Below are 24,486 nucleotides of genomic sequence, written 5' to 3'. Positions count from 1 at the left end.
GCGCGATCAGGCTGCCGGCAGCACGCTCCTGAGGTGCTCCGGCAGCGGCACCGATTTCTCCTTCTTGAAGTCGATCCACACCACCTTGCCGCCGCCTTCCGCATAGACGACGTCGGCCTTGCCCTCGGCATCCACCAGGCTGATCTCGTGGGTGACTTCGAAACTGGAACGGCCCGGGGCGCCGGCGTAGGTGCGGACCTCGATCTCGCCCGGATACTTCAGCTGCTTGATGAAGGTGCAGTAGGCGGTGACGATCACCGGTCCCTCGCCCTGCATATTGAATTCGCCCGCGGCCTCTTCCAGGAAGCAGATGCGGCCGCTTTCCATGTAGCGGAAATAGACTGTGTTGTTGACGTGGCCCAGCACGTCCATGTCGCCCCAGCGGATCGCCTGGCGCATCGTGTGCATCAGCTTGCGCGTCGGTTTTTCGTTGCTCATCGTTGCCTGCTTCGTTTTGAAAAAGCAGGCATTGTAGTCGTTCAGCCGCCGGCGTGCCGGCGCACGATGTCGCCGACGATGCCGCAGAAGGCGGCCGGGTCCTCGAGCATCATCATGTGTCCGGCCTTCGGCTGGACCAGGCTGGCGCAGGCCAGCGCCAGCACCCATTCGGGGATGTCCCAGCCGGCCGCGGACAGTTCGCCGCCCAGCAGGTAGAGCGGCACCCCTAGCCCGAGCACGCGCCGCACGCCTTCCAGGTAGCCGGGCGCGCCGGTCACTTCGAGCACCGAGCGCGCCATCGCCTGGATGGTCGTGTAGGGCTGGTTTTCCAGGACCTCGCGCGCCAGGGCGACGCGCTCGTCGCTGGCCTCGATGCCGATGCGCTCCAGCCAGGCGGCCGGATCGTCTTCCATGGCGCCGTATTCGGCCGCCCAGTCGGCGTCAAGCATCGGCGCGATGCGCGAGCACCAGAACGCGTCCTTCAGCGTGAAATTGCCTTCAACGCTGATCAATCCGCGCACCAGTTCCGGCACCTCCTGCGCGGCCAGCATCATGACGGCGCCGCCGACGCTGTGGCCGAGCAGCCAGGCCGGCTCGCCGACTTCCTCGCGCAGCACGCGCGCGATCTCCTCGGCCTGGGCGTGCAGGTCGATGCCGATGTCCACGCTGCGCTGCGCGCCGTAGCCGAGCAGGTCGGGGGTGCGCACGTCCAGCCCGGGCAGCCGCCGCTGCGGTTCGTAGTAGCTGCTTGACCCCAGCAGGCCGTGGACCACGACCAGTGCCGTCATTGCGCCGTCATGCCGTCGTCGGCCGTGATGATGGTGCCGTTGATGAAGTGGGCTTCCTCGGCCGCCAGCAGCAGCAGCAGGCCGTCGAGGTCTTCCGGCTTGCCGATGCGGCGGCGCGGCAGCATCTCGATCAGCTTCTTGCCCTGCTCGGAACCGAAGTAATCCTCGTTCATCTCGGTGGCGATGTAGCCGGGACAGATCGCGTTGACGTTGATGCCGTAGCGGCCCCATTCGACCGCCATCGCCTTGGTCATCTGCACCACGCCAGCCTTGCTCATGCAGTAGACGCCGATCTGCGGCAGCACGCGCAGGCCCGCCACCGAGGCGATGTTGACGATCCGGTGCTGCTTCCTGGGATCGCCCTTGGCGCGCTGGATCATGCGCTTCGCGCACTGCTGGGCCATGAAGAAGGCGCCGCGCAGGTTGGTGTCCATGATGTAGTTGTAATCGTCCTCGGTGACGTCCAGCAGGCGCTGGGTGTTCGACACCCCCGAGTTGTTGACCAGGATGTCGATCGGGCCGGCCTCGGTCTCGGCATGCGCGATCGCCGACTTGATGCTCGCAAGGTCGGTCACGTCCAGCGACACCACGTGGGCCGCGCCGCCGTCCGCCTCGATCTCGGCGCGCAGCTCCTTCAGGCGCTCGACGCGCCGCGAGGCCAGCACCACCTGCGCCCCCGCCCCTGCCAGGGCCTTCGCGAAACGCGCGCCCAGTCCACTGGATGCGCCCGTCACCATTGCGATCTTGCCTTCGAAATTGACTTCAATCCCCACGTTCCACTCCTCTGCCTGAGCCCACCGAACTATATTCTGTTGCGACGACATAATCATTACATACTTCACCAAATTCGCCTCGTTTAGATTGCCGCATCTAATATCTGCCCTACAATAGCGCGCTGCGTTGCAATCATGAGCAAAAAAGTGCACACTCGTGCTTAAATTTTTCTAACACTATTAAAACATGACTCAGCCCAACAACCTCATCGAACAATACGGTCCGCGCGAAGCGATGGAATACGACGTCGTCATCGTCGGCGGCGGCCCTGCCGGCCTGGCGGCAAGCATCCGCCTGAAGCAGCTGGCTTCGGAACAGGGCCGCGACGTTTCGGTCTGCGTGCTCGAGAAAGGCGGTGAGCTGGGCGCGCACATCCTGTCGGGCGCGGTGATGGATCCGCGCGCGCTGAACGAACTGTTCCCGAACTGGAAAGAACTGGGCGCACCGTTGAACACCGCCGTTCTTGAGGACCGCGTGCTGTTCCTGACCGAGACCAAGTCCTACGCGACCCCGCACTTCATGGTGCCGAAGGCGCTGACCAACCACGGCAACTACGTGATCTCGCTGGGCAACGTGGTGCGCTGGCTGGGCCAGCAGGCGGAAAGCCTCGGCGTCGAGATCTTCCCCGGCTTCCCGGCCGCCGAGATCCTGTACAACGACGACGGTTCCGTGAAGGGCGTCGCCACCGGCAATATGGGCGTCAAGCGCGACGGCGAACCGGGTCCGGATTTCCAGCTGGGGATGGAACTGCACGCCAAGTACACGCTGTTCGCGGAAGGTTCGCGCGGCCACCTGGGCAAGCAGCTGATCGCCAGGTACAGCCTGGACCAGGGCAAGGACCCGCAGACCTATGGCATCGGCATCAAGGAACTGTGGGAGATCGACCCGGCCAGGCACAAGCCTGGCCTGGTGATCCACACGGCCGGCTGGCCGCTGCCTTCCGATACCTACGGCGGCTCCTTCCTGTACCACCTGGAGAACAACCAGGTCGCGGTCGGCTTCGTGGTCGGCCTGGCCTACCAGAACCCCTACCTGTCGCCCTACGAGGAATTCCAGCGCTACAAGACCCACCCGGAAATCCGCCACTTCTTCGAAGGCGGCAAGCGCATCTCCTACGGCGCCCGCGCGATCACCGCCGGCGGCCTGCAGTCGCTGCCGAAGACCGTGTTCCCGGGCGGCGCCCTGATCGGCTGCGATGCCGGCTTCCTCAACGTCAGCCGCATCAAGGGCAGCCACGCCGCCATCAAGACCGGCATGCTGGCAGCCGACGCCGCCTTCGCGGCACTGGGCGAAGGCCGCCAGAACGACGAACTGGCGAGCTACCCGGCCGCCTTCGAGCAGTCCTGGCTGCACGAGGAACTGCACGTGGCGCGCAACTTCAAGCCGTGGATGAGCAAGGGCCTGTACCTGGGCACCATCATGACCGGCATCGACCAGATCCTGTTCAAGGGCAAGGCGCCGTGGACCCTGCACCACCAGCACGCCGACCACGAATGCCTGCGCCCGGCATCCAGCTTCAAGCCCATCGTCTATCCGAAGCCGGACGGCAAGCTGACCTTCGACCGCCTGTCCTCGGTGTTCATCTCGAACACCAACCACGCGGAAGACCAGCCGGTGCACCTGACCCTGAAGAACCCGGACGTGCCGGTCGAGATCAACCTGGCCAAGTACGCCGGTCCGGAACAGCGCTACTGCCCGGCGGGGGTCTACGAATTCGTGAAGCTTGATTCGGGCAAGGACCGCCTGCAGATCAATGCGCAAAACTGCGTGCACTGCAAGACCTGCGACATCAAGGATCCGACCCAGAACATCGTCTGGGTCACGCCGGAGGGCGGCGGCGGGCCGAATTACCCGAACATGTAATCCGGTCGGCGCGACACGTACGTCGCACGTGGGCACGGTGTGCCCACGTGTCAGCGCAGCGCCAGCTTTTCCAACTCCTGCGCCGTCATCGGCCGCCCGAACATATAGCCCTGCGCATAATCGCAGCCGGCATCGACCAGCAGCGCCCGCTGCACCGCCGTCTCCACGCCCTCCGCCACCACCTTCAGTCCCAGCTTGTGCGCCATGGCGACGATCGCCTCGTACAGCGCCAGCTCCCCGCCTTCTCCGTCCAGGGTCTGCGCCAGCGAAGGGTCGATCTTCACCTGGTCGATGTCGTAGCGTTTCAAATACGCCAATGAGGCATGGCCGCTGCCGAAGTGATCCAGCGCCACCTGCAGCCCCAGCATGCGGCACTGGGCAAGCCGGCCGAGCAGCGCGTCGGCGCCGCCCTGCAGCGCGCCTTCGCTGATCTCCACCACGATGCTCTGCGGCGGCAGCGCCAGCTCGCGCAGGTAGTCGAGCCAGCCCTGGTACTGGCCGGCGCCGCGGTCGGCCTTGCGCATCTCCTGGGCCAGGCGGTCGCGGAACATGTGGCGGTTCGGCAGCCCGGTCAGCTCGTCGAAATTCGCCGGGTGCCAGATCCGCTCGACCGACTCCTTGCTGCGCGTGATGTCGGTGACCAGGCTTAGTGTGCTTGATGGCCCCGGCTGAAGCGCCGCTCGGCACGGCGTTGCAGGCGTTCGAAGAACAGGCTCAGGATCCAGTAGAGGATGGCCGCTGCGAGGTAGAGCGGCAATGGACGGAATGTGACGGAGATCAATTCTTTGGTGACAAGCATCAACTCGGTCATGGTGATCACCGACACCAGCGAGGTGTCCTTGATCAGGCTGATCAAGGTATTGCTCATCGACGGCACCGCCACCCGCAGCGCCTGCGGCAGCACCACGTGGCCCAGGGTCTGGCCCCAGCCGAGGCCGAGGCTGTAGGCGGCCCGCCACTGGCCCTGGGCGACCGCCAGGATGGCGCCGCGCAGGCTCTCGGACAGGTAGGCGCCGGCGTTCAGCGACAGGGTCAGCACCCCGGCCGTGACCGGCGTGAACTCGATGCCGATGCTCGGCAGACCGTAATAGACGACGAACAGTTGCACCAGCAGCGGCGTGCCGCGGAAGGCGCTGACGTAGACCACCGCCGGCCAGCGCAGCAGCGCCCACGGCGATACCCGCATCAGGGCGGTGGGCAGGCCCAGCACCAGTCCGCCGAGCATGGCGGCGACCGCCAGCAGCAGGGTGTAGCCGGCGCCGCGCAGCATGACCGGCGCGGACTCGCGCAGCAAGTCCAGCAGTTCCTGGAACGCCATGCCGGCTTCAGTAAGGACCGGTCATGGCGCGTGGGTGGCGTCGACGCCGAACCACTTCACCGAGACGGCCTTCAGGCTGCCGTCGGCGCGGGCGTCCTCGAGCGCCTTGTCGATGGCGGCACGGAACTTCGGATTGTTCTTCTGGAAGGCGACCGCGGTGCGCTCGACCGCGCCCACGCGGGCGCCGGCGCGGATCGGCAGCTGCGAGGATTTCAGCAGGTAGGCCACCATCAGGCTGTCGTTCAGGGCCGCGTCGATGCGACCGAAGGCCAGGTCCTGCAGGTTTTCCGGCGCCGCCGGGTAGCTCTTCACGTCGATGCCGGGCATGGCCTTGGCCTGCTGCTCGAACACGCTGCCCTGGCCGACACCGACTTTCTTGCCCTTCAGGTCTTCCAGCTTCCGGTACTCGATGCGCTCGTTGCGGCGCACGATCAGCTGCGGGGTCGAATAGGTGTAGGGGGTGGAGAAGTCGAAAGCCTGTTCGCGCCTGGGCGTGACGTTGACCTGGCTGATGATGACGTCGTACTTGCCGGCGCCCAGGCCAGCCAGGATCGAGGCCCATTCGGTGGTCACGAATTCCGGCTTCAGGCCCAGCCTGGCCGCCACCAGTCTGGCGACGTCGACGTCGTAGCCGGTCAGTTGGCCGGTCTTCGGATCCTTGAAATTGAAAGGCGGATAGGTTCCCTCGAGGGCGATGCGCAGGGTGCCGCGCGCCTTGGCGGCGTCGAGCAGGTCGGCCGCATGGACCGGCAACGCCAGCACCGCGCAGGCCGCGACGACGGCGCCCAGCAGCGTTCTACGGAAATTGTTCGGGGACCCCGTTTGCATCGCCTCGCTCTCCTTTCAAGCACTAGAGCCAGAGTTATAACGCAATTACGGGCATGCGAAAAGGGAATTATTCGTCTATCAATATAGCCTGCGGCTATGCTTGCCGAAGTTGTGGCCGGTGACGATCAGGGTGCTCTCGACCAGGGTCGACAGACCCAGCAGCAGCTGCACCAGCTTGTCGTCGGGCAGGACCCAGACCTGGCCGGACGGCTGTTCGGCCCCGGTCGCGGCCATGATCAGCGGCGCGATCCAGGAGGCATCCGGCTCGACGTCCAGCAGCACGGCGTCGCCGGCGGTCTGCAGGTAGACCTCGCCGCCCGGCGCCAGGGTGAAGCGCACCCCGATCCCGGTCTCCTGCGGGCCGATCATCTCCTGCATGGTGCGGTTGTGCGCATCGATCCAGAGTTCGACGTCCTGCGGGGTTTCCAGCGGGGTCCAGGGCACCGGACGGAAACGGGGGCGTTCGGCACTGTCCTTGGTCGAATCTTGGCTCATGAGGGGCTCGGCTACGGTGATGATGAGGATGGAAACGGCGCGTATGCTAAGCCACTATACCCGGCGGCGCAAGAAGGACGGCTCACATGAGCGTGACCAGCCTGGCCTCGACCCGTCCATCCTCGACCAGCAGTTCGCCCGCCGCGATCGGCAGGCTGAAGCGGCGCCGCCCCGCGCTGCCAGGGTTCACGTAGAGCACGCCGCCGCGCTCCACGCAGGCCGGCTTGTGCGAATGCCCGGACACGACCACGCGCACGCCGTCCGCGGCCGGCTCGCCCGCGAGTTCCTTCAGGTCGTGGATGACGAGGATGGCCACCCCGCCCACGACCAGGCGGGCGGTCTCGGGAATCGTCCCGGCCCAGGCGGCGGTATCGTTATTCCCGCGCACCACGGTCAGCGGCGCGATGGCGGCCAGGCGCTCGAGGATCTCGGGCTTGCCGATGTCGCCGCCATGCACGATGTGTTCGCTGCCCGCCAGGAAGGCCAGCGCTTCCGGGCGCAGCAGGCCGTGCGTATCCGAGATCAGTCCGATCCGCATGGCCCGCCGTGCGCTCAGCCCGAATGCCGGGCGCGGCCCATCCTGGTGGCCGTCCAGATCGACCACAGGGCGGCAATGCCGACGATCACATACACGAGCCGGCTGGCCGGGCTGCCGGCGCCGAACAGGCTGGCGACGACGTCGACGTCGAACAGGCCGACCATGGCCCAGTTCAGGCCGCCGATGATCAGCAGGGCCATCGCGATGTAGTCGATCGCCGACATCGTCGAGTGCTCCTCGCGCACGGCCGCCCGCCGCTCGGGCAGGTGCCGCCGTTCCATGGTAGGTGCGTTCATGGTTGCCATCATGTCCTCCCTCGAAAAGGTCGATGCGGTAACCACGATAGCAAAAATGCGCGCGGGCGCGCGCCGCCTACCGCTCGGGCCTCAGCCCTTCCAGGTACGGTTGAGGCCGGTGTCCGTGTGGATCCAGCCGCCCTTGGGACCGGAGCGGTAATAGAAGCCGACGCCGCCCTGGCGGAAACTGCGCACCAGGCCGCCCAGCACCTCCTCGGTGAGGCCGGCGATGCGGACGTCGGCCGCCTTGCCGGACATGTGCAGGGACTGGCGCGCGGCCGGCACGCCCTGCTCGATAAGGCGGTTGTTGGAAGCCGGGGTGCGGTAGCCGGACAGGATTTCGAGCGGCTTGTCGAGGCCGTAGCGCTGGACGAAGGCCTGGGACGCCCACAGGGTCTCGATCAGCTTGGGGTCGATCGCCATGCTGGCCTTGCCGTTCACGTCGCGCAGCATGTGGCACAGTTCCTGGTAGGCCGAGTCGATGATCTCGCCATCCTTCCAGTACAGGACCTTGCTGCGCTCGCCGCTGGCGGGACGGATCACGGACAGGGTGCGCGGCTTGACCCAGAAGTCGAGGTCGACGACCTGGGCGTCGAACAGGTCGGGCGGCGGAGCGATGTCGATGCTGGGTGCGTCCGGCGTGGCCTGGCTGGAGGCGCCGGCGTCGCGCCTGGCGGCCCTGGCGTCGATCAGCGGCGTCGCGACCAGGCCGAGTGCGGTAAGACGCAAGCCTTGGTGAAGAAAATCTCTGCGGGAAGCCATATCAAACTCATCATTGAAACTTCCTTACTATATCTCAATGGACAAAAGGAAAAAAGATGAGTTCGTGTAACGTAAGGTTTCGTGCAACAAACGCGCCAGTTACGCGCCGTTGTGCTTATTTGCCGGTGCAATTACAGAATCGCTTGCCGGCCGGCGGCTCGACCGCATTCAACTGCTTCCACAGGAAATCGCATTCGAGGCCGAAACAGGCCTTGTCCTTGCCCGCATTGATATAGCCGAGGGTTTCGAAGAAGGGACTGGCTGAGGCCGGGGATTGCATGTGCAGGCGGCCGATGTCCCAGCTGCGCGCCTGGACCTCGACGGCGCGCATCATGGCGCGGCCGATGCCCTTGCGCAATTGGCCCGGCATCACATAGCACAAGGCCAGCTTGCCGGCCTGGGTCAGCAGGGCCAGCCCGGCCAGCTCCCCGCCGTCGACGGCAACCACCGCGTAATTGCTCGGCGAGGACAACCAGGCGCTGACGTTCTGCGTCGTCTTGTTGCTCAGCCAGGACTGGAGGATGTCCGCGCGCCGGCCGTGATCGGCCGCGCAGCCCTCCTCGATCGAGCGGCGCAGCAGTGTGCACGCTGCTGGCGCGTCGTTCAGTGTTGCCTGGCGAATGTCAATACCCATGTAGTACTTGCGAGGTTTAAAAAAGTTGTTCCGGGATGTGGAAGGCCGGACTATAACCCAAAGTCCGGGATCCTGCTGTCCGTCCATGCGCCGGGCATCCGCTCCAAAAGAGGCGCTCTAAGCATATGATTAAAATGTACTTCTGTTCCCCTGAGTCTTCGTCGATGATGAATCCGCTTTCCACTGGTCTCTACAAGGAAGAACAAATAATGGTCCAAACTTATTCCCCGCTGCGCCGCCGCCTGCTGGCGCTCACCCTGGCGCTGGGCGCTGCGCTCCCGATCGCCTCCCAGGCCGCCGAGGTCGAACTGCTGAACGTCTCCTACGACGTCGCGCGCGAACTATACAAGGACGTGAACCCCGCCTTCATCGCCGAATGGAAGAAGAGTACGGGCGAAACCGTCACCATCAAGCAGTCGCACGGCGGCTCCAGCAAGCAGGCGCGCGCCGTCGCCGACGGCCTCGAAGCCTCGGTCGTGACCCTGAACCAGGCCAACGACATCGACATGCTGGCCGACCGCGGCCTGGTCGCCAAGGACTGGACCAAGAAGTTCCCGAACAATGCCTCGCCCTATTACTCGACCATGGTGTTCCTGGTGCGCAAGGGCAACCCGAAAGGCATCCACGACTGGGCCGACCTGGCCAAGCCTGGCGTCAAGGTCGTGATCCCGAACCCGAAGACCGCCGGCAACGGCCGCTACACCTATCTGGCGGCCTGGGGTTCGGTCATCAAGAAAGGCGGCAACGAAGCCCAGGCCCGCGAGCTGGTCGGCAAGATCTTCAAGAACGTGCCGGTGCTGGACGCCGGCGGCCGCGCCGCCACCACCACCTTCACCCAGCGCCAGATCGGCGACATCCTGGTAACCTTCGAGAACGAGGTGAACCTGGTGCGCGCCGAGTTCGGCGACAACTTCGAAGTCGTCTACCCGTCGATTTCCGTGCTGGCCGAAACCCCGGTGGCCATCGTCGACAAGGTGGTCGACCGCAAGGGCGTGCGCAAGGAAGCCACCGCCTACCTGAACTTCCTGTACTCGGATGCCGGCCAGGCGATCGGCGCCAGGCACTACCTGCGCGTGCGTAACGAAAAGGTGATGAAGCAATACGCCGCGAACTACAAACTGATCCAACTGTTCACGGTCGACGACGTATTCGGCGGCTGGCGCGCGGCCCAGAAACGTCACTTCGACGATGGCGGCGAATTCGACAAGATCTATCAATCCAAATAAATAAGTCGAATTAGAATGTATAAATACAATAATGCTGTATAGATATACAGGATTAATCGCTGGAAAATAAAGCTGAGTCGCTTTTAAGAGATTTCTTTAAGATAATTCGCTAAATTTCCGTTCACAAAGAAGGCCTTGCTTCAACGCGAGGCCTTTTTTCTTGTAGAATCTTGCTGTTGGTTTCGATCTCTATGGATCGCCAATAAAAGTTCCCATGTAGCTCGACGCTATTGGGCTAACTGAACGATTTGATGCTCCGCCGCCGTCCGGCGCCCGACCATTAACCGTACCCCATACACACACATGATCAAAAAATTCCTCGCTGCGGTGCTGATGACGATTTCCAGCGCGGCCGCCTTCGCCGTGCCTTTCGGATCGCAATCGGTGCTGGTGGTCGAAGACGACACCGGCAAGGTGCTGTACGAGAAGAACGCCTCGACAGTCGCGCCGATCGCTTCGCTGACCAAGCTGATGACCGCGATGGTCGTGCTCGATGCCCACCAGGACATGAACGAGCCGATCGAGATCGAGAAGCAGGACGTGGACATGCTCAAGCACAGCAGCTCGCGGGTGCCGGTCGGTGCGACCATTCCGCGCCGCGACGTGCTGCAGCTGGCCCTGATGTCTTCGGATAACCGCGCCGCCGCCGCTCTCGGCCGGACCTATCCGGGCGGCATGGATGCTTTCCGCATGGCGGTGAAGCGCAAGATCGCCGCCCTGGGCATGACCCAGACCGTGATCGAGGAACCGACCGGCCTGAGCCCGCATAACCAGTCGACCGCGGCCGACCTGGTCAAGATGGCGACCGCCGCCGCCAACTACCCGGAGATCACCCGCATCACGACCTCCTCCGAGCACCTGATCAACATCAAGGGCCGCGACGTCGAGTACCACAACACCAACCGCCTGGTCGGCGCCAAGGGCTGGGACATCGGCCTATCGAAGACCGGCTACACCCAGGAAGCGGGCCGCTGCCTGATCATGCGCATCAAGGCCGCCGGCAAGAACGCGACCATGGTGCTGCTGAACGCCGGCGCCTCCTCGGTGCGCGTGCTGGACGCCCTGAACATCCGCCGCCACGTGCTGGGCGACGATGCGCCGGTGGCCACCAGCCCGGTCCGCGCTCGCGCCGCCGTCGGCGGTCCGCGCATCAAGGCCTCGGCCGGCGGCGCCCGCGTCAAGGCCTCCGCAAGCCGCGGCCGCTTCAAGCATGCGCCGGTGTCGCGCCACCGCCGTCACCGCTGATCGGTCCGGCGTCAAACGAAAAAAACCGCGACGGTTCACTGTCGCGGTTTTTTTTTCGCCCGATCAGGCAGGCAGTCGCGAGTCTCAGCGCGACTTCAGCTGCCGCACGTGTCCTTCGAGTTCGGCGAAGCTCGGACGCTCGGTGGCGGAGATGACCTTGCGCCCGAATTCGACCGCGATGGTCGGCGCATAGCCGTTCATGCTGGCCAGCAGGGTCACCTTCACGCACTGCAGGGCCTTGACCACTTCCTGGTGGCGGCGGTGCAGCAGGCTGGCGAGCGGCGCCACCAGGCCATAGGACAGCAGGATGCCGAGGAAGGTGCCGACCAGGGCCGCCGCGATCAGGCTGCCCAGCTCCGCCGGCGGACGGCCGATCGAACCCATGGTGTGCACCACGCCCATCACCGCGGCGACGATGCCGAAGGCCGGCATGCCGTCGGCCAGCTTGCTGATCGCCTGTACCGGGATCTCGGCGTCTTCCTGGTAGGTCTCGATCTCGTTGTCCATCAGGTTCTCGAGCTGGTAGGAATTCATGGTGCCGGACACCAGCAGGCGGAGGTAGTCGGTGATGAAGTCGAGCAGGTGATGGTCCATCGCTACCTGCCGGTACTTGGCGAAGATCGCGCTTTCGTGGGGTGCGTCGATGTCGTTCTCGAGCGACATCAGGCCTTCGCGGCGCACCTTGGTCAGCAGGTCGAACATCAGCGCCATCAGCTCCATGTACAGCTCCCGCGTGTAGCGCGAGCCGTGGAACAGGGTCGGGATGCTGTGCCAGGTCAGCGAGATGGCCTTGCGGTCGTTGCCGATCACGAAGGCGCCGAGCGCGCCGCCGAAGATCATCAGCAATTCATAGGGCTGGAACAGCGCGGCCAAATGCCCGTCCTGCAGCACGAAGCCGCCGAACACGGCCAGCAGCACGACGACAAATCCGACTACGATCAACATGGCTCGGTCTCCAGAATTCCCAGACAGCAACTTTAACATTGTTGCCGCACGGAAAGCAAAGACTGGCGCAAAGTTACATCGTCATCCCCGCGAAAGCGGAAATGAGGTTCCAGGACCTCATCGCTCGATCATCCCCCGCAAGCCACTGGCCCGGTGCGTACGCCGCCCAATCGCCTCCCCCAGCACATTCGGCACCGGCGTCAGCAAGGTGAACTCCCGGCTCGCCCGCGTAATGCCGGTATACACCAGCTCGCGCGCCAGCACCGCCCCACCCTCTTTCGGCAGCGCCAGCACCGTGTGGGCGAATTCCGAGCCCTGGGATTTGTGCACCGTCATTGCGTACGCCGTCTCGACGTGGCGCAGGCGGGTGGCCAGCACGCTGCGGACCTTGTCGCCTTCGAGGAAGTAGACGCGCAGCGAACCTGGACGGCCCGGGTCGGCCAGGGTCAGGCCGATGTCGCCGTTGAACACATTGGTCGAATAGTCGTTGCGGGTCACCATGACCGGGCGGCCGACGTACCAGTCGCCGCCGCGGCGGATCAGGCCGGTCTGGTCGAGGCGCTGCTCGATCGCCGTGTTCAGGCCCTCGACGCCCCACTCGCCCTCGCGCACCGCGCACAGGATGCGGAAGGCTTCGAAACGCTGCAGCACGCTGCGGACCCAGTCTTCGTGGTCCTGCCCCATTGCCTGTCCCTCGCCCAGCTGGCGCAGATAGGGCCGGTAGCCTTCCAGCGCCAGTCCGATCGCGTGTTGCTGCTGGGCGTGCTCGATCCAGCGCAGGGTGTGGGCGCCTTCGACGTCCTGGACGCCGCGGGCGCGCAGCACCGCCGCCGCGGCCTCGATGTCGCCGGCATTCACGGCCAGCGCCAGCCGTCCGATCGGCCCGCCGAAACGGCGGCTGTGGCGCAGCATCACGGTCTGCTGGGCCAGGGCGCCGCCGCGGTGCACATAGTCCGCCGGGATCTCCTCGCCGCTGGCCTCGCGCACATAGGCCACGGTGGCATCGTCGTAGTTGCCGCCCTGGGCGTCGGCACACAGGTCGCCCAGCACCGCGCCCGCCTCCACCGAGGCCAGCTGGTCCTTGTCGCCCAGCAGGATCAGGGTCGCCGTGGGCGGCAGCGCGTCCAGCAGCGAAGCCATCATCTCCAGGTGCACCATCGAGGCTTCGTCGACGATCAGCACGTCGACGTCGAGCGGATTGCCGCGGTGGTGGGCGAAGGCGCGGCTGTCCGGACGCGCGCCCAGCAGGCTGTGGAGGGTGCGGGCGGCGCCCATGCGCGCGGTCAGCTCGCGCAACGGCAGCCGGGCGCCGACCTTGTCGGCCAGCTCGCCCAGCGCCTTGTCGATCGACTGCTTCAGGCGCGCGGCCGCCTTGCCGGTCGGCGCCGCCAGGGCGATGCGCTGGCGGGCGGCGTCCGGCGCGGTCGCGAACAGCAGCGCCAGCAGGCGCGCCACCGTATACGTCTTGCCGGTGCCGGGGCCGCCGGTGATGATCGCCATCCTGCCGCGCAGGGCGATCGCGCAGGCCAGCTTCTGCCAGTCCGGTCGGGCCGCGTCAGGTGTCCCGGACGCGCGCTGGGAGGCGAACAGCAGGTCCAGCCAGCCGCGCACGGCGCCGGCGTCGACCTCGCGCCGTTCGCGCGCGCGCTCGCGCACGCTGGTCGCCACCGTCGTCTCATCGCGCCAGTAGCGGCGCAGGTAGAGGCGCGCTTCGTCGGCATCGCCGTCGAGCACCAGGGGCTGGCCGTAATCGAAGGTGCCGGCCTGCCACACCTGCTCGCAGCCGGCCAGCTGGGCCATCCAGCCCTTGACGTTCTTCGGCAGCGGCTTGATGGCGGCGGCCAGTTCCGTCCACTCCTCGGCGGGCAGGCCGAGCAGCGCGGCCGCGTCCTCGGCCAGGTCGGACAGCAGCAGGCAGCTGTGGCCGCGGCCTTCCAGTTCGGACAGCACCAGGGATGCCAGCAGCAGCGGACCGGGCGCCGGTCCGAGCGAGGCGACGAAACGGGCAAAGGCGCCGGACAGGCGGCGCAGCTCGCCGGCTTCGGTCAGGCGTTCCACCTCGAACCAGAAGACGTCGATCTTGTCGGGGTCGATAAAGGTATTCATGTCGCAAGAAGCTCGTCGAGTCCGTCGAGCAGTTCCATGTCGGGCTCGATCAGGTAGCAGCCGCGGGTGGCCTCGTTCCCGATCCCGCGCAGGAACAGGAAGACGGCGCCGCCCAGCTGCTCGCGGGGGTCGTAGCGCTCGCCCAGGCGCGCGCGCAGCAGGCGGTGCAGGGCCAGCAGGTAGATGGCGCCCTGGATGTCGTAGCGGTGCACGGCCATCGCGGCCGCCATCGCCGGCTGGGTATAGGCGGCGTCGCCGGGTCCCAGCGCGTTCGATTTGTAGTCCAGCACCCAGTAGCGGCCCTGGCATTCGAACACCAGGTCCGTAAAGCCTTTCAGCATGCCGTGCAGCTGGCGCTCCGGCAGGGTCGGACGCGGCAGGTCGCCGAGCAGGCGCTGGCGGCACAAACGGTCGAGCGCGCCGACGTCGAGGGCTTGACTCGGGAACCAGAACTCCATCTCCGGCAGCAGCTCCTCGAGCTCCGACAGGGCGCAGCCGCTTGGTGGCAAGGGCAAGGTGACCAGGGCATCGAGCCAGGCCATGGCGTCATCCACGCGGTTCCCCCACCCGGCGCGCTTGATGCGCTGGTGCAGGCGCTTGATGAAGTCGTCCTCGTCGATGCGTCCAAAACCTTCCTGCGCCATCCACTCCAGCTGCTCGTGCAGGAAGTTGCCGGGCGTGGCGCCGCGCGGGAAGCGGTGCCAGGGCGCGTCGTCCACCCGCAAGGCTTCGACCGTACCCGGCTCGTCCTCTTCCAGCAGGTTCTCTTCCTGCGGCCGGGTCGGCGGCGCCACCGTGTGGCGGGTCAGGGAGGTGAAGGAACCGACCGCCCAGTTGCGCTCGAACTGGCCGGCAAAGGCCGGCGCCTCGACCAGCTCCGGGCGCACGTCGGCGCGCGCCAGGCGGGTACAGCCCTCGGGCGCGTCCAGGGTGTGCAGCTCGATCGCGTCCAGGTCGCCGCGCAGGGCTTCCCAACGTTCGGCCATGGCGTCGGCCCCGATCGGTTCGCCGCCGGTCAGCAGGTAGCCGAGCGCCGATTCGTGCAGGCGGTTCTCGCCCTTGCGGCCGGCCGCCACCGCCGCCACGCCCAGCCACAGGAAGTGGCGCGCGCGGGTCAGCGCCACGTACAGCAGGCGCAGGTCTTCCTCCAGGCGGGCGCGGTCGACCGCCTGCAGCGCATCTTCGCTCAGGCCGAGGTCGATGCGGCGCGCACCGTCTTCGACCACGTATTCGAAGAAGGCGCGGTTGCGGCGGTCGGTCTTGCGCGCGGTGACGGCGAACGGCAGGTAGACCAGCGGGTATTCCAGGCCCTTCGACTTGTGCACGGTGACGACCTTGACCAGCTCGGCGTCGCTCTCCAGGCGCAGCACGCGCTCATCGCCGCCTTCCCCGAGTCCCTCGATCTGCTCGGCGAACCAGCGGATCAGGGCCTGTTCGCCATCCAGTTCGCGGCTGGCTTCCTGCAGCAGCTCGGCCAGGTGCAGCAGGTTGGTCAGGCGCCGCTCGCCGCCGGAGGCGGCCAGCAGCTTGGCCGGCAAGCCCAGTTCGTGGATGAAACGGCGCAGCATCGCCAGCACGCCCTGGCGCTGCCAGGTCTGGTGCAGGCCTTTCAATTGCTCGAGCCGCTCTTCCCAGGCCAGTTCGTCGCTCGACAGGCGCGCCAGCTCGGTCAGCGGCAGCGCGCAGGTGGCGGTGGCGAAGGCGGTCCGCGCCAGCGCGCCGTCGAGCGGACTGGCGACCGCCTGCAGCCAGCGCAGCACGTCCACCGCCTCCTGGCTCTCGACCACCGAATCCTGGTCGGACAGGTAGACACTGGCGACCTTCCTCTGCACCAGCGCGCGCCGGATCGCCGAGGCTTCGCGGCGGTCGCGCACCAGCACCGCGATATCGGCAGGCATCAGGCGCTTGAATCCGCCCTCGCGGTCGCGGAAGCCCACCTGCGGATCGTTCAGCAGGGTCACGATGTGCTCGGCGCAGTGGTGGGCGAAGAACTCGCGGTAGTCCTCGGCGCGCAGGTCGTCGCGCGGGGTCGAGGCCACCGCCAGCGCCTGGAAGGGACCGTCCACGCCGACCAGTTCCTGGCCGCGCCCGGCCGCGTCGACCGGCTCGAAGGGCAGCGGATTCCGGCCGTCCTTGCGGAAGCGGAAGGCGCCGGCGGCGTAGCCGGCGCATGTACCCTCTCCCTCGGCGTATTCGAACAGGCGGTTGACGGCCTTCACCAGCGCCTTGGTCGAACGGTAGTTGGTGCCGAGCTGGTAATGCCGCCCTTCGGTGGCGCGCCGCGCCGACAGATAACTATGGATGTCGGCGCCGCGGAAGCCGTAGATCGACTGCTTCGGGTCGCCGATCAGGAACAGGCCGTGGCCCGGATCGTTGTCGGCCACGCGGTACAGCAGGTCGAAGATGCGGTACTGGTCGGGCGAGGTATCCTGGAATTCGTCGACCATCGCGACCGGGAACTGGTCGAGGATGCGCTTGCGCAGCGCTTCGCCGTTCGCCCCTTCGAGCGCGGCCTTCAGACGCGCCAGCATGTCGGCGAAGCCGAACTGGCGGTTGCGACGCTTCAGGTCGATCATGCGGCGCGCGATATTGCAGGCGGCGTGGCGCAGCAGCGCGTGCGCCATCGGCTCGATCCGGTCGAGCGCTTCCTTCAGGGCTTCGGTATGTTCGAAGCATTCCGGCACCTCGGCGCTGAAGTCGCGCGAGAAGGCATCGGCGATGCCGTGCGGGGTCAGGCGGCGCCAGGCCGCGTCGCCGAGGTCGGGCATGACCCGCGCGGGATCGGCGGCCCAGCTGCGCAGGGCTTCGAACCATTTGACCAGCGAGTCGGGACGCATCTTGTTGCCGTTGAAGCAGCGCGGATTCGCCGCCCGGTGCGAGCCGATCCAGGACTCCATCGCATCGGCGCGTTCGCTCCAGCCTTCCTTCAGGCGCGCCAGCCTGGCCTGCTGGGCGCGCTCGACGCCAGCGATCACGGCCCCCAGCGGCGCCATGTCGCTCGGATTGCCGTTCTCGTCGACGCAGTCCGGGCCCAGCAGCTCGGCGCGCTTGACCAGCTCGCGCGCCGCGCCCTTCAGGGCCTCGACGTCGGGCCAGACCGCCAGCAGCGATTTCAGGGCATGGCCGTTGAGCGGATAGACGTGCTGGCGCCAGTAGTCGTTGGCGGCGTCCTCGAACAGGGCGCGCTCGTCGCTGACCAGCTCTTCGTCGAACAGGCTGCCGCTGTCGAAGGCGTGCTCGCGCAGCATGCGCTGGCACCAAGCGTCGATGGTGAAGATCGCCGCCTCGTCCATGGTTTCGGCGGCCAGCACCAGGCGGTGGGCGGCGACCAGGCGCGCGGCATCGTCGGCATAGCTGTCGGCCAGCGCTTCCAGGTAGGGATCGTCCGCATGGGATTCCCCCCGAAAGTACGCGGCGGCCTGCACCAGGCGTTCGCGCACCCGGTTCGACAGCTCGCGGGTGGCGGCGCGGGTGAAGGTCATCACCAGGATCTCGGGCGGCAGCAGCGGCCTGGCGAAGCCGTTCGCTTCGCCGTGGCCGAGGACCAGGCGCAAATACAGCGCGGCGATGGTCCAGGTCTTGCCGGTGCCGGCGCTGGCCTCGATCAGGCGCGAACCGTGCAGGGGGAAATCCAGGGGTTGCAGCAACTGGCTCATGCCTGCTCCCCTTCCTTGTCGCCGAAGCGGGTCACCTGCACGCTGTCGCGCAGCCAGGCGGCCAGCGGACCATACAGGGCCTCGGCCGTACGCGGCCAGTCGCCGGACGCGCGCAGCACGGCGAATTCCGGCCACATGCGCGCCAGTACCGGATCATCGACCTCGCCGCCGATCTCGAAGCCGCCATCGTAGGCCTCGCGCGGGTCGTCCCCGGCCAGCTGGGCCAGTGCTGTCTTGCAGGCCACCGCCAGCGGGTGGTCGAGGTTGGCCCGCCACAGCGCGGCCAGTTTCCCGAGGGTGGCGCGGGCGGCCTCGACATCCAGCGGCGCCATCTTCAGGGTGGCGTCGCGCGCCACCAGGTAACCGCTCACCGCCTCGCCGACGGCACTTGCCGCCAGCTGGCGCAGCCAGGGGCCGATCAGCTTGTCGCCGCGCGGCGCACCCTTGCGATCCAGGACCTTGGACGAGATCTGCAGCAACCACACGGTCTCGTCGTCATTGCTGCGCAGCTTGTCGATCCAGTCGTCGAGCAGGATCGGTACGGCGCCCCGGCCGTCCAGGTCCAGGCTGACGACGAGCTTGGCCGCCGGGGTCGGATAGCGGGCACCCAGCGCCAGCCAGCTGCGCCGCACCGGCACCAGTTCTTCCACCAGCTGCTGCTGCCACTGCCGGCCCACCAGGCCGATCGGCAGCCTGCCCTCGCGCACCAGGCGCTGGGCGCGCGCATCCAGTACCTGGCGCACCTCGTCCTGGGGTTCGGGCGTGCCGCTGTCCGCATTTCTGTCTTCGCCAAGCAGGGCGTCCTCGAGGAAGTAGCGGTCGAGGGCGTCCAGCGAGAACGGTTCCTCGTCCTCGCCCACCACCTCGTGGCTGCCGAAGTTGACGCCCAGGCGGCGCCGGAAGAAGTAGCGTGCCGGCTGGCGCAGGAAGCTGGCCAGCTCGCTCAGCTTGAGGCGGTAGTCGGCTTCCAGCTCGTAGGGCGGAAGCGCGTCGCCCTCGAGCGCCGATTCTTCGTCATCGCGGTGCGCCGAACGCCACTCGCCGGCATAGGTCAGCAGGCCGCCGCGTTCGAAATAACGGCGCGAGAAAGGCTGCAGGGCGTGCATCGTGGTGCGCTCATCGAGGTCCAGGTCCCAGCCCGCCTTCAGGTAGTCGCGCAGCTGCGAGACCAGCACCGAAGCCGGTTGCTCGGTATTGTCGCGCACGTTGCGGCCGACCCAGCTCACGTAGAATTTGTCGCGCGCCGCCAGCAGCGCTTCCAGCATCAGGTAGCGGTCGTCGTCGCGGCGCGAGCGGTCGCCCGGACGCTGCATGCCGGGCAGCGCCAGCAGGTCGAAATCGGACTGGTGGCCGCGGCGCGGGAAATCGCCGTCGTTCATGCCCAGCAGGCAGACCACGCGGAAAGGCACGGCGCGCATCGGCATCAGGGTGCAGAAGGTGACGCCGCCGGAAACGAACTGGTGGTTCAGGGCCGGCTGGTCGAGTTCGGACAGCCAGGCTTCGCGCATCACGCCCAGCGGTACCGGCTCTTCGAACAGCGCGTTCTCGCAGATCTCCAGCCAGCACTGCAGGGCTTCCTCGAGCTGGTTCAGCATCATGCGGTCTTCGTCGTCGCGGGCGCGGAAGAAGCGCGCCATCAGGGCGCGGGCGCGCTCGCCCCACTCCACCGGGGTCAGGACGGCATCCAATTGTTCGCGCCAGGCCAGCAGGCTCTCCACCAGTTCGGCGAGGGCGCCGGCCAGGGCCGCATCGAGGCCGCCGACTTCGGCATAGGGCTCGATGTCGCCGAAGCTGGGACCGGCGCCGGTGGCGTAACCCAGCAGCATGCGCCGGATCCCGAACAGCCAGGAATTCTGCTCGCCGGCCGAGCCGAGGCCGAGGCCGGCGCGGTGGGTCTGGTCCAGGCCCCAGCGCACGCTTGCGCCCTCGATCCAGCGGCCGAGGGTCGGCAGGTCATCCTCCTCCAGGCCGAAGCGTGCGGCCAGCGCCGGCACGTCCAGCAGGTCGCGCACCTCGCTCTGGCGGCAGCGCTGCTGCGGCAGGCGCAGCAGCCATTCCATGGCCACCAGCAGCGGGTTCACGCTGCGGTCCTTGACGTCGCCGATCTCGAAGGGGATGTAGCGCGGGTCGTTCCGCTTGTGCTGGTCGAACACCGCGTGGACGGCGGCCGAGAAAGTGTCGATGTCCGGCACCATGACGACCACGTCGCGCGGACGCAGGGGCTGGTCGCCGAATGTGCCATCGCTGTCCTCGAACCAGGACAGCAGCTGGTCGTGCAGCACCTCCACCTCGCGCTGGGCGCTGTGGGCGATGTGGAATTCGATCGAGCGGTCGCCGGGCTCCGGCGGCACGTGCGGATGCTCAAGCAGCGGCAGCAGGTCGCGCACCGCGGCCTGCACCTGCGACAGCAGGCTTCCGTTGTCGCCCTCGTTGAACAGGTCGACCCGCAGGTTGCCGAACTTCGCGCCCTGGCCGCCGTCGAACTCGTCCAGCATGCGCACGAAGTCGCGTCCCTGGCGTCCCCAGCTGGCCAGCAGCGGATGGCTGTGCGCATGCAGTTCCTCGACCGGGATCTCGGCCAGGTTGCTGCCGTTGCGCCCCTGGTGGCGGCGGTAGGCTGCGGTCAGCAGTTCGCGGCCCTCGATGATGTCGCCCCAGTGGTACTGGCAGGGATTCGGCACCGCCAGCAGCACCTGGGTGTGGCGCGACAGGCCGGCCATCGCCTCGATGGTCTGGTAAGGCAGGGTCGACATCCCGAACAGCACCACGCGGCGCGGCAGGCGCTGGGCCGGCTGGCGGTCTTCCTCGACCGCGGCCATGAACTGCTGGTGGATGGTGGCGCGGCCCGACCAGCGGCGCTCCGGCGGCAGGCTTTCGTGGACCTCGCGCCAGAGCTGGGCCTGCCAGCACTGGTCGGGGGCCAGCGGCACCGGCTCACCGCCGGGCCGGCGCAGCTGGTCGAGTCCCTTGGCCCAGTCGGTCAGCCAGTCGGCGCGATATACCTGGTACTGGTCGTAGAGATCGGACAGGCGCTCCGCCAGCTGCAGGCGGCGCTCGGGATCGCCATCCAGCAGGAAGTGGCGCAGCGGCGCGAACTGTTCCTTGGCCAGCACCTCGGGCAGCAGGCGCATCAGGCGCCAGGTGAGCGCGTCCTTGTCGAAGGGCGAGCGCTTCGGCACCCGCTCCGGCCCCAGCATGCCGCGGTAGGCCTCCCACAGGAAGCGCGCCGGCAGCGCCACCCGGGTGGCCGCGCACACGCCCAGCTCCTCGGCCAGGGCGATCTTCAGCCATTCGGCCACGCCGTTCGACTGCACGAGGATGATTTCCTCCTCGAGCGGACCGAGGGGATTGGCACGCAGCCAGTCGAAGACGGCGGCGCGCAGCAGCTCCATCTGGTTGCCGTGGAGGATGAGGAGGCCGGGGGAGATCGGGGATCGCATGGTGGAAGACTTCGGATAGACCCCCGCAGGATACTACCAAGGGGGTTCCCGAACAAGTTTATGGCTGGGCTAGACCTTCTGGTCCTGCTGGCGCGCCCCGAGTTCGGCGGCGACGTGGCGTTCCAGCCGCGCCAGCAGCGCGCGCAGGCGCGCCGCCAGCGAACGCGCCTGGGCGATCGAACCGCGCTCGCGCTGGGCTTCGAGGTCGGCGCAGACCTCGCCGAAGCCCAGCGCGCCCACCGTGCGCGCCGAGGACTTGATGCGGTGGGCGACGCCGGCGGCGCGCCCGACCTCGCCGGACGCCAGCGCGCGGTCGATCTCCAGCAGGCCTTCGCGCGCCGTCTCCAGGAACATGAAGGCATATTTACGCATCTTGTCGGGATTGCCGGCAAAGGTGTCGGCCAGGACGTCCATGTCGAGCAGCGCCGGCGTGTTCGCGGGTGCTGCCGGCACGTGCGCCGCGACCGCGCGCTGCACGCTGCGGCCGAGGGCGCGCGCCACGGTCGCGATCAGGGCTTCCGGCGCCACCGGCTTGGTCACGAATTCGTCCATGCCGGCGGCCAGGCAGCGCGCCTGGTCTTCCAGCCCGGCGTTGGCCGTCATCGCGATCACGCGGGTGTCCTTCAGTTGTGCGTCGGCGCGGATCCGGCGGGTGGCTTCGAAGCCGTCCATCACCGGCATCTGCACGTCCATCAGCACGCAGTCGAAGGGCGTGTGCGGACCGCGCTCGCGCATCAGGGCCAGCGCCTCGCTGCCGTTGCCGGCCACCGTCACGCGGGCGCCGGCGTCTTCGAGCAGTTCCTGCGCCACCTGCTGGTTGAAGGCATTGTCCTCGACCAGCAGGATGGCGCTGCCCGCCAGCGCGCCCGGTCCGGCGGTCGCGGCGCCGGCCGGCGTGGATGCGCGCCGCGCCGCCGCGGCAGCGTCGGCCGGACTGGCCAGGCGGGCCGTGAACCAGAAGGTGCTGCCCTCGCCCGGCGTGCTGTCGACCCCGACCTCGCCGCCCATCAGTTCGGCGAGCTGCTTGCTGATCACCAGGCCGAGGCCGGTCCCGCCATAGCACCGCGTGGTCGAGGGGTCGGCCTGGTGGAAGGGTGCGAACAGCTTCGGCAACTCATCAAAGGCGATGCCGATGCCGCGGTCGCGCACTTCGAAACGCACCAGGGTCTCGGCGCCGAGGGTGCGCAGCACGCTGGCCCTTACCAGCACCCTGCCCTGCTCGGAAAACTTGATCGCGTTCGAGGTGAAGTTCAGCAGCACCTGTTCGAGGCGCAGGGGGTCGCCGCGCAGCGGGCGCTGCAGCTCCGGCGCGATCTCGAACTCCAGGCTCAGGCCGCGGGCGGCGGCGGCCTCGCCCAGCTGGTTGGCGAGGTTGCGCATCAGGGCGTCGAGCGTGAAGTCGAGCAGTTCCAGCTCGACGCGGCCGGCCTCGATCTTGGAAAAGTCGAGGATGTGGTTGATGATGCCCAGCAGGTGCTGGGCCGAATGGTGGATCTTCTGCAGGTAGTCGCGCTGGCGCGGCTCGTCCGCCTGCTTGAGGGCGAGGTAGGACATGCCGATGATGCTGTTCATCGGTGTGCGGATCTCGTGACTCATGTTCGACAGGAAGTCGGTCTTGGCCTGGCTGGCGGCGTCCGCCCTCGCCTTCAGCTGGTGCAGATCGGTGACGTCGGTCGATACGCACAGCACCGCCGCCACCTCGCCGGCGGCGCGCACCGGCACCTTCACGCTCCACAGCTGGCGCACGCTGCCGTCGGCCAGCACCGCCTCGTGCTGCACCGAACGGCCCTGCCCCGTCTCCAGCACCGGCCGGTCCAGCTCCCAGACCTCGTCGGCGCGCGCCTGCGGCAGCACCTCGCGGTCGCGCCGACCGACCATCTCCTCGGCGCGCAGGCCGGCCGCTTGCGCCATCTTCGCGTTCACGTAGCTGAAGCGCCGTTCGCGGTCCTTCATGTAGACGTAGGCGTCGACGTTGTCGAGCACCAGGTCGAGCAGCACGTGCTGCTCCACCGCCTGGCGGCGCGACCAGTACAGCTTGAGGAAGAGCGCGTAGATCAGCAGGGTCGCGCCGGCGCCCAGGACCGAGGCCAGGCGCGGAAACCAGCGCCCGAAGCCGTCGACCAGTTCGGCACGATCGGCAAGGAAGCGGGCCTTCCACAGATTGCCCTGGAAGCGCACCGGCAGCACCGTCTCGAACGACTCGCCGTCGCCGCCCTGGGCGCGCGGCTGCGGCGCATGGCCGTCGGCGCTGTCGTACAGCAGGGTGTCTGCCGGGCCGATGGCGAGCGGCTGCCCCGCCGGCGGCTGGGTCTCCGCGGCGGCATACAGCTGCAGGGTCACTGGATGCCGTCCCATGCCGGCCAACGCCCCCTGCACCAGGTCCGGAATCGAGAACCCGATCCCGACCGAGCCGAGGAAGGCCGCGCGCCGCGCTTCGAGGTCGGCCGGCATGGCGCCGCCGCGGTAGACCGGAAAGCGCAGGCCCAGGCCCAGGTAGCGGCGCGGAGTCTCGATCTGCACCGGCTTGCCGGAGGCCGCCATTTCGCCGCGGTCGCGCGATTCCTCGACCGTGCGCGCCACGTCCGGACCGGCCGCCAGCATGTCGACGCCGAACCGGGACGCCATCGTCGGCTCCATGTAGTTCAGCACCAGGTAGGCCGGGCGGCGGCCGGGCGGCTTGATGTCGAATTCGGGATAGCCGCGCGGATCCATGCTGCGGTCGGCGCGGACCGCGGCCACGAAGGCCTCCCTTTGGGCGTCCGGCACCCAGGCGCCGTAGTTGACCGACACGATGGCCGGATAGTGTTCGCGCACGTTCAGCGACTCGACGTAGCGGTGGAACTGCAGGCGCGAGACCTCGCCGCCGTTGGCGTTGAACAGGCCGGCAAGGTTGCGCACCACCTGGGTGTAGGACTGCACCGCGCCGTCCAGGCGCTGGCGGGCGCCCTGGGCGATGCCGTCGAAGCGGCGCTGGGCTTCGTCGTCGGCGGTGCGCGCCGCGCCCAGGTAGAGGGCCGCGCCGACCAGCAGGGCCAGGCACAGGCCGCCGGCCCATAAAGCGATGCGCATCGGGCCGCTGGCGCCGACGGTTTTCCCCATATTGCGCGTGCTCGCTTCAGGCATGTCTGTGTTCG

At 67.5% G+C, this 24,486-nt stretch carries 19 protein-coding genes; 3 read left to right on the top strand and 16 right to left on the bottom strand.

All coding sequences use genetic code 11. The features are described from left to right. Positions 1-6 precede the first annotated feature (6 nt). From AC1DOP_RS01910 to AC1DOP_RS01900, 3 genes are read right to left on the bottom strand one after another with little or no spacing between them, the layout of a single operon-like run. Positions 7-438 (bottom strand): acyl-CoA thioesterase, encoded by a 432-nt coding sequence (locus AC1DOP_RS01910; RefSeq protein ID WP_441934246.1) that lies wholly within the window; start codon positions 436-438, stop codon positions 7-9. A gap of 41 nt (positions 439-479) precedes the next feature. After that, the gene (locus AC1DOP_RS01905) at positions 480-1,226 is read right to left on the bottom strand and encodes an alpha/beta fold hydrolase (protein ID WP_477249466.1); all 747 of its coding nucleotides are present in this window, start codon (positions 1,224-1,226) and stop codon (positions 480-482) included. Next, the gene (locus tag AC1DOP_RS01900; protein ID WP_441934452.1) at positions 1,223-1,963 is read right to left on the bottom strand and encodes an SDR family oxidoreductase; all 741 of its coding nucleotides are present in this window, start codon (positions 1,961-1,963) and stop codon (positions 1,223-1,225) included. Before AC1DOP_RS01900 ends, AC1DOP_RS01905 begins: the two co-directional genes overlap by 4 nt. Positions 1,964-2,186: 223 nt before the next feature. Between AC1DOP_RS01900 and AC1DOP_RS01895 the strand changes: the two genes are divergently transcribed. Then, positions 2,187-3,863: an electron transfer flavoprotein-ubiquinone oxidoreductase gene (locus AC1DOP_RS01895; RefSeq protein WP_441934242.1), complete on the top strand. Its 1,677-nt coding sequence runs from the start codon at positions 2,187-2,189 to the stop codon at positions 3,861-3,863. Between the two features lie 50 nt (positions 3,864-3,913). On the opposite strand, the gene AC1DOP_RS01890 is transcribed toward AC1DOP_RS01895, so the two are convergent. From AC1DOP_RS01890 to AC1DOP_RS01855, 8 genes are all read right to left on the bottom strand, one after another. After that, positions 3,914-4,414, bottom strand: a complete 501-nt coding sequence (locus AC1DOP_RS01890) for an EAL domain-containing protein (RefSeq protein WP_477249464.1) — start codon at positions 4,412-4,414, stop codon at positions 3,914-3,916. A 95-nt stretch (positions 4,415-4,509) separates the two neighbouring features. Next, the gene (locus tag AC1DOP_RS01885) at positions 4,510-5,181 is read right to left on the bottom strand and encodes an amino acid ABC transporter permease (RefSeq protein ID WP_441934238.1); all 672 of its coding nucleotides are present in this window, start codon (positions 5,179-5,181) and stop codon (positions 4,510-4,512) included. Between the two features lie 21 nt (positions 5,182-5,202). After that, on the bottom strand, positions 5,203-6,009 hold the full coding sequence (locus AC1DOP_RS01880; RefSeq protein ID WP_477249462.1) for a transporter substrate-binding domain-containing protein: 807 nt from the start codon (positions 6,007-6,009) through the stop codon (positions 5,203-5,205). 78 nt (positions 6,010-6,087) lie between these two features. Beyond that, positions 6,088-6,504 carry a hypothetical protein gene (locus AC1DOP_RS01875; RefSeq protein ID WP_441934234.1) on the bottom strand — a complete coding sequence of 139 codons (417 nt, stop codon included), beginning with the start codon at positions 6,502-6,504 and terminating at the stop codon, positions 6,088-6,090. 82 nt (positions 6,505-6,586) lie between these two features. Continuing rightward, positions 6,587-7,042, bottom strand: a complete 456-nt coding sequence (locus AC1DOP_RS01870; RefSeq protein WP_441934233.1) for a metallophosphoesterase family protein — start codon at positions 7,040-7,042, stop codon at positions 6,587-6,589. Between the two features lie 14 nt (positions 7,043-7,056). Further along, positions 7,057-7,338, bottom strand: coding sequence for a DUF378 domain-containing protein (locus AC1DOP_RS01865; protein WP_441934231.1), 282 nt, complete (start codon positions 7,336-7,338; stop codon positions 7,057-7,059). Positions 7,339-7,428: 90 nt separating this feature from the next. Next, positions 7,429-8,100 (bottom strand): YcbK family protein, encoded by a 672-nt coding sequence (locus AC1DOP_RS01860; protein WP_477249459.1) that lies wholly within the window; start codon positions 8,098-8,100, stop codon positions 7,429-7,431. A 115-nt stretch (positions 8,101-8,215) separates the two neighbouring features. Next, complete coding sequence (locus AC1DOP_RS01855) at positions 8,216-8,734, bottom strand: GNAT family N-acetyltransferase (RefSeq protein WP_441934228.1); 519 nt, start codon at positions 8,732-8,734, stop codon at positions 8,216-8,218. Positions 8,735-8,943: 209 nt separating this feature from the next. On the opposite strand from AC1DOP_RS01855, the gene AC1DOP_RS01850 reads away from it, so the two are divergent. Continuing rightward, positions 8,944-9,960 carry a sulfate ABC transporter substrate-binding protein gene (locus AC1DOP_RS01850; RefSeq protein ID WP_477249457.1) on the top strand — a complete coding sequence of 339 codons (1,017 nt, stop codon included), beginning with the start codon at positions 8,944-8,946 and terminating at the stop codon, positions 9,958-9,960. 303 nt (positions 9,961-10,263) lie between these two features. Further along, positions 10,264-11,205: a serine hydrolase gene (locus AC1DOP_RS01845; RefSeq protein WP_441934224.1), complete on the top strand. Its 942-nt coding sequence runs from the start codon at positions 10,264-10,266 to the stop codon at positions 11,203-11,205. Between the two features lie 84 nt (positions 11,206-11,289). On the opposite strand, the gene motA is transcribed toward AC1DOP_RS01845, so the two are convergent. The 5 genes from motA to AC1DOP_RS01820 all read right to left on the bottom strand — a co-directional run bounded on the left by motA (position 11,290) and on the right by AC1DOP_RS01820 (position 24,475). After that, complete coding sequence (motA, locus tag AC1DOP_RS01840; protein WP_441934222.1) at positions 11,290-12,150, bottom strand: flagellar motor stator protein MotA; 861 nt, start codon at positions 12,148-12,150, stop codon at positions 11,290-11,292. Positions 12,151-12,267: 117 nt separating this feature from the next. Further along, positions 12,268-14,256 (bottom strand): exodeoxyribonuclease V subunit alpha, encoded by a 1,989-nt coding sequence (gene recD / locus AC1DOP_RS01835; protein WP_477249454.1) that lies wholly within the window; start codon positions 14,254-14,256, stop codon positions 12,268-12,270. Next, positions 14,253-17,912 (bottom strand): exodeoxyribonuclease V subunit beta, encoded by a 3,660-nt coding sequence (gene recB, locus AC1DOP_RS01830; protein WP_477249452.1) that lies wholly within the window; start codon positions 17,910-17,912, stop codon positions 14,253-14,255. The genes recD and recB overlap by 4 nt, the downstream gene beginning before the upstream one ends. Beyond that, the gene (gene recC / locus AC1DOP_RS01825; RefSeq protein WP_477249450.1) at positions 17,909-21,352 is read right to left on the bottom strand and encodes an exodeoxyribonuclease V subunit gamma; all 3,444 of its coding nucleotides are present in this window, start codon (positions 21,350-21,352) and stop codon (positions 17,909-17,911) included. The genes recB and recC overlap by 4 nt, the downstream gene beginning before the upstream one ends. A gap of 69 nt (positions 21,353-21,421) precedes the next feature. Continuing rightward, entirely contained in the window at positions 21,422-24,475 is a 3,054-nt protein-coding gene (locus AC1DOP_RS01820; protein ID WP_477249448.1) for a CHASE domain-containing protein, read from the bottom strand. Between the last annotated feature and the right edge of the window lie 11 nt (positions 24,476-24,486).

This window comes from Massilia sp. 01N410, assembly GCF_056399665.1.
The sequence above is the reverse complement of the archived record's forward strand: the minus strand, read 5'-3'. Positions and strand labels throughout refer to the sequence as shown.

What these genes read in the sequence shown, in the direction of transcription:
- AC1DOP_RS01910 (WP_441934246.1), bottom strand. Translation starts at nt 438, where the DNA reads ATGAGCAACGAAAAACCGACGCGCAAGCTGATGCACACGATGCGCCAG.
- AC1DOP_RS01905 (WP_477249466.1), bottom strand. Translation starts at nt 1,226, where the DNA reads ATGACGGCACTGGTCGTGGTCCACGGCCTGCTGGGGTCAAGCAGCTAC.
- AC1DOP_RS01900 (WP_441934452.1), bottom strand. Translation starts at nt 1,963, where the DNA reads ATGGTGACGGGCGCATCCAGTGGACTGGGCGCGCGTTTCGCGAAGGCC.
- AC1DOP_RS01895 (WP_441934242.1), top strand. Translation starts at nt 2,187, where the DNA reads ATGACTCAGCCCAACAACCTCATCGAACAATACGGTCCGCGCGAAGCG.
- AC1DOP_RS01890 (WP_477249464.1), bottom strand. Translation starts at nt 4,414, where the DNA reads ATGTTCCGCGACCGCCTGGCCCAGGAGATGCGCAAGGCCGACCGCGGC.
- AC1DOP_RS01885 (WP_441934238.1), bottom strand. Translation starts at nt 5,181, where the DNA reads ATGGCGTTCCAGGAACTGCTGGACTTGCTGCGCGAGTCCGCGCCGGTC.
- AC1DOP_RS01880 (WP_477249462.1), bottom strand. Translation starts at nt 6,009, where the DNA reads ATGCAAACGGGGTCCCCGAACAATTTCCGTAGAACGCTGCTGGGCGCC.
- AC1DOP_RS01875 (WP_441934234.1), bottom strand. Translation starts at nt 6,504, where the DNA reads ATGAGCCAAGATTCGACCAAGGACAGTGCCGAACGCCCCCGTTTCCGT.
- AC1DOP_RS01870 (WP_441934233.1), bottom strand. Translation starts at nt 7,042, where the DNA reads ATGCGGATCGGACTGATCTCGGATACGCACGGCCTGCTGCGCCCGGAA.
- AC1DOP_RS01865 (WP_441934231.1), bottom strand. Translation starts at nt 7,338, where the DNA reads ATGAACGCACCTACCATGGAACGGCGGCACCTGCCCGAGCGGCGGGCG.
- AC1DOP_RS01860 (WP_477249459.1), bottom strand. Translation starts at nt 8,100, where the DNA reads ATGGCTTCCCGCAGAGATTTTCTTCACCAAGGCTTGCGTCTTACCGCA.
- AC1DOP_RS01855 (WP_441934228.1), bottom strand. Translation starts at nt 8,734, where the DNA reads ATGGGTATTGACATTCGCCAGGCAACACTGAACGACGCGCCAGCAGCG.
- AC1DOP_RS01850 (WP_477249457.1), top strand. Translation starts at nt 8,944, where the DNA reads ATGGTCCAAACTTATTCCCCGCTGCGCCGCCGCCTGCTGGCGCTCACC.
- AC1DOP_RS01845 (WP_441934224.1), top strand. Translation starts at nt 10,264, where the DNA reads ATGATCAAAAAATTCCTCGCTGCGGTGCTGATGACGATTTCCAGCGCG.
- motA (WP_441934222.1), bottom strand. Translation starts at nt 12,150, where the DNA reads ATGTTGATCGTAGTCGGATTTGTCGTCGTGCTGCTGGCCGTGTTCGGC.
- recD (WP_477249454.1), bottom strand. Translation starts at nt 14,256, where the DNA reads ATGAATACCTTTATCGACCCCGACAAGATCGACGTCTTCTGGTTCGAG.
- recB (WP_477249452.1), bottom strand. Translation starts at nt 17,912, where the DNA reads ATGAGCCAGTTGCTGCAACCCCTGGATTTCCCCCTGCACGGTTCGCGC.
- recC (WP_477249450.1), bottom strand. Translation starts at nt 21,352, where the DNA reads ATGCGATCCCCGATCTCCCCCGGCCTCCTCATCCTCCACGGCAACCAG.
- AC1DOP_RS01820 (WP_477249448.1), bottom strand. Translation starts at nt 24,475, where the DNA reads ATGCCTGAAGCGAGCACGCGCAATATGGGGAAAACCGTCGGCGCCAGC.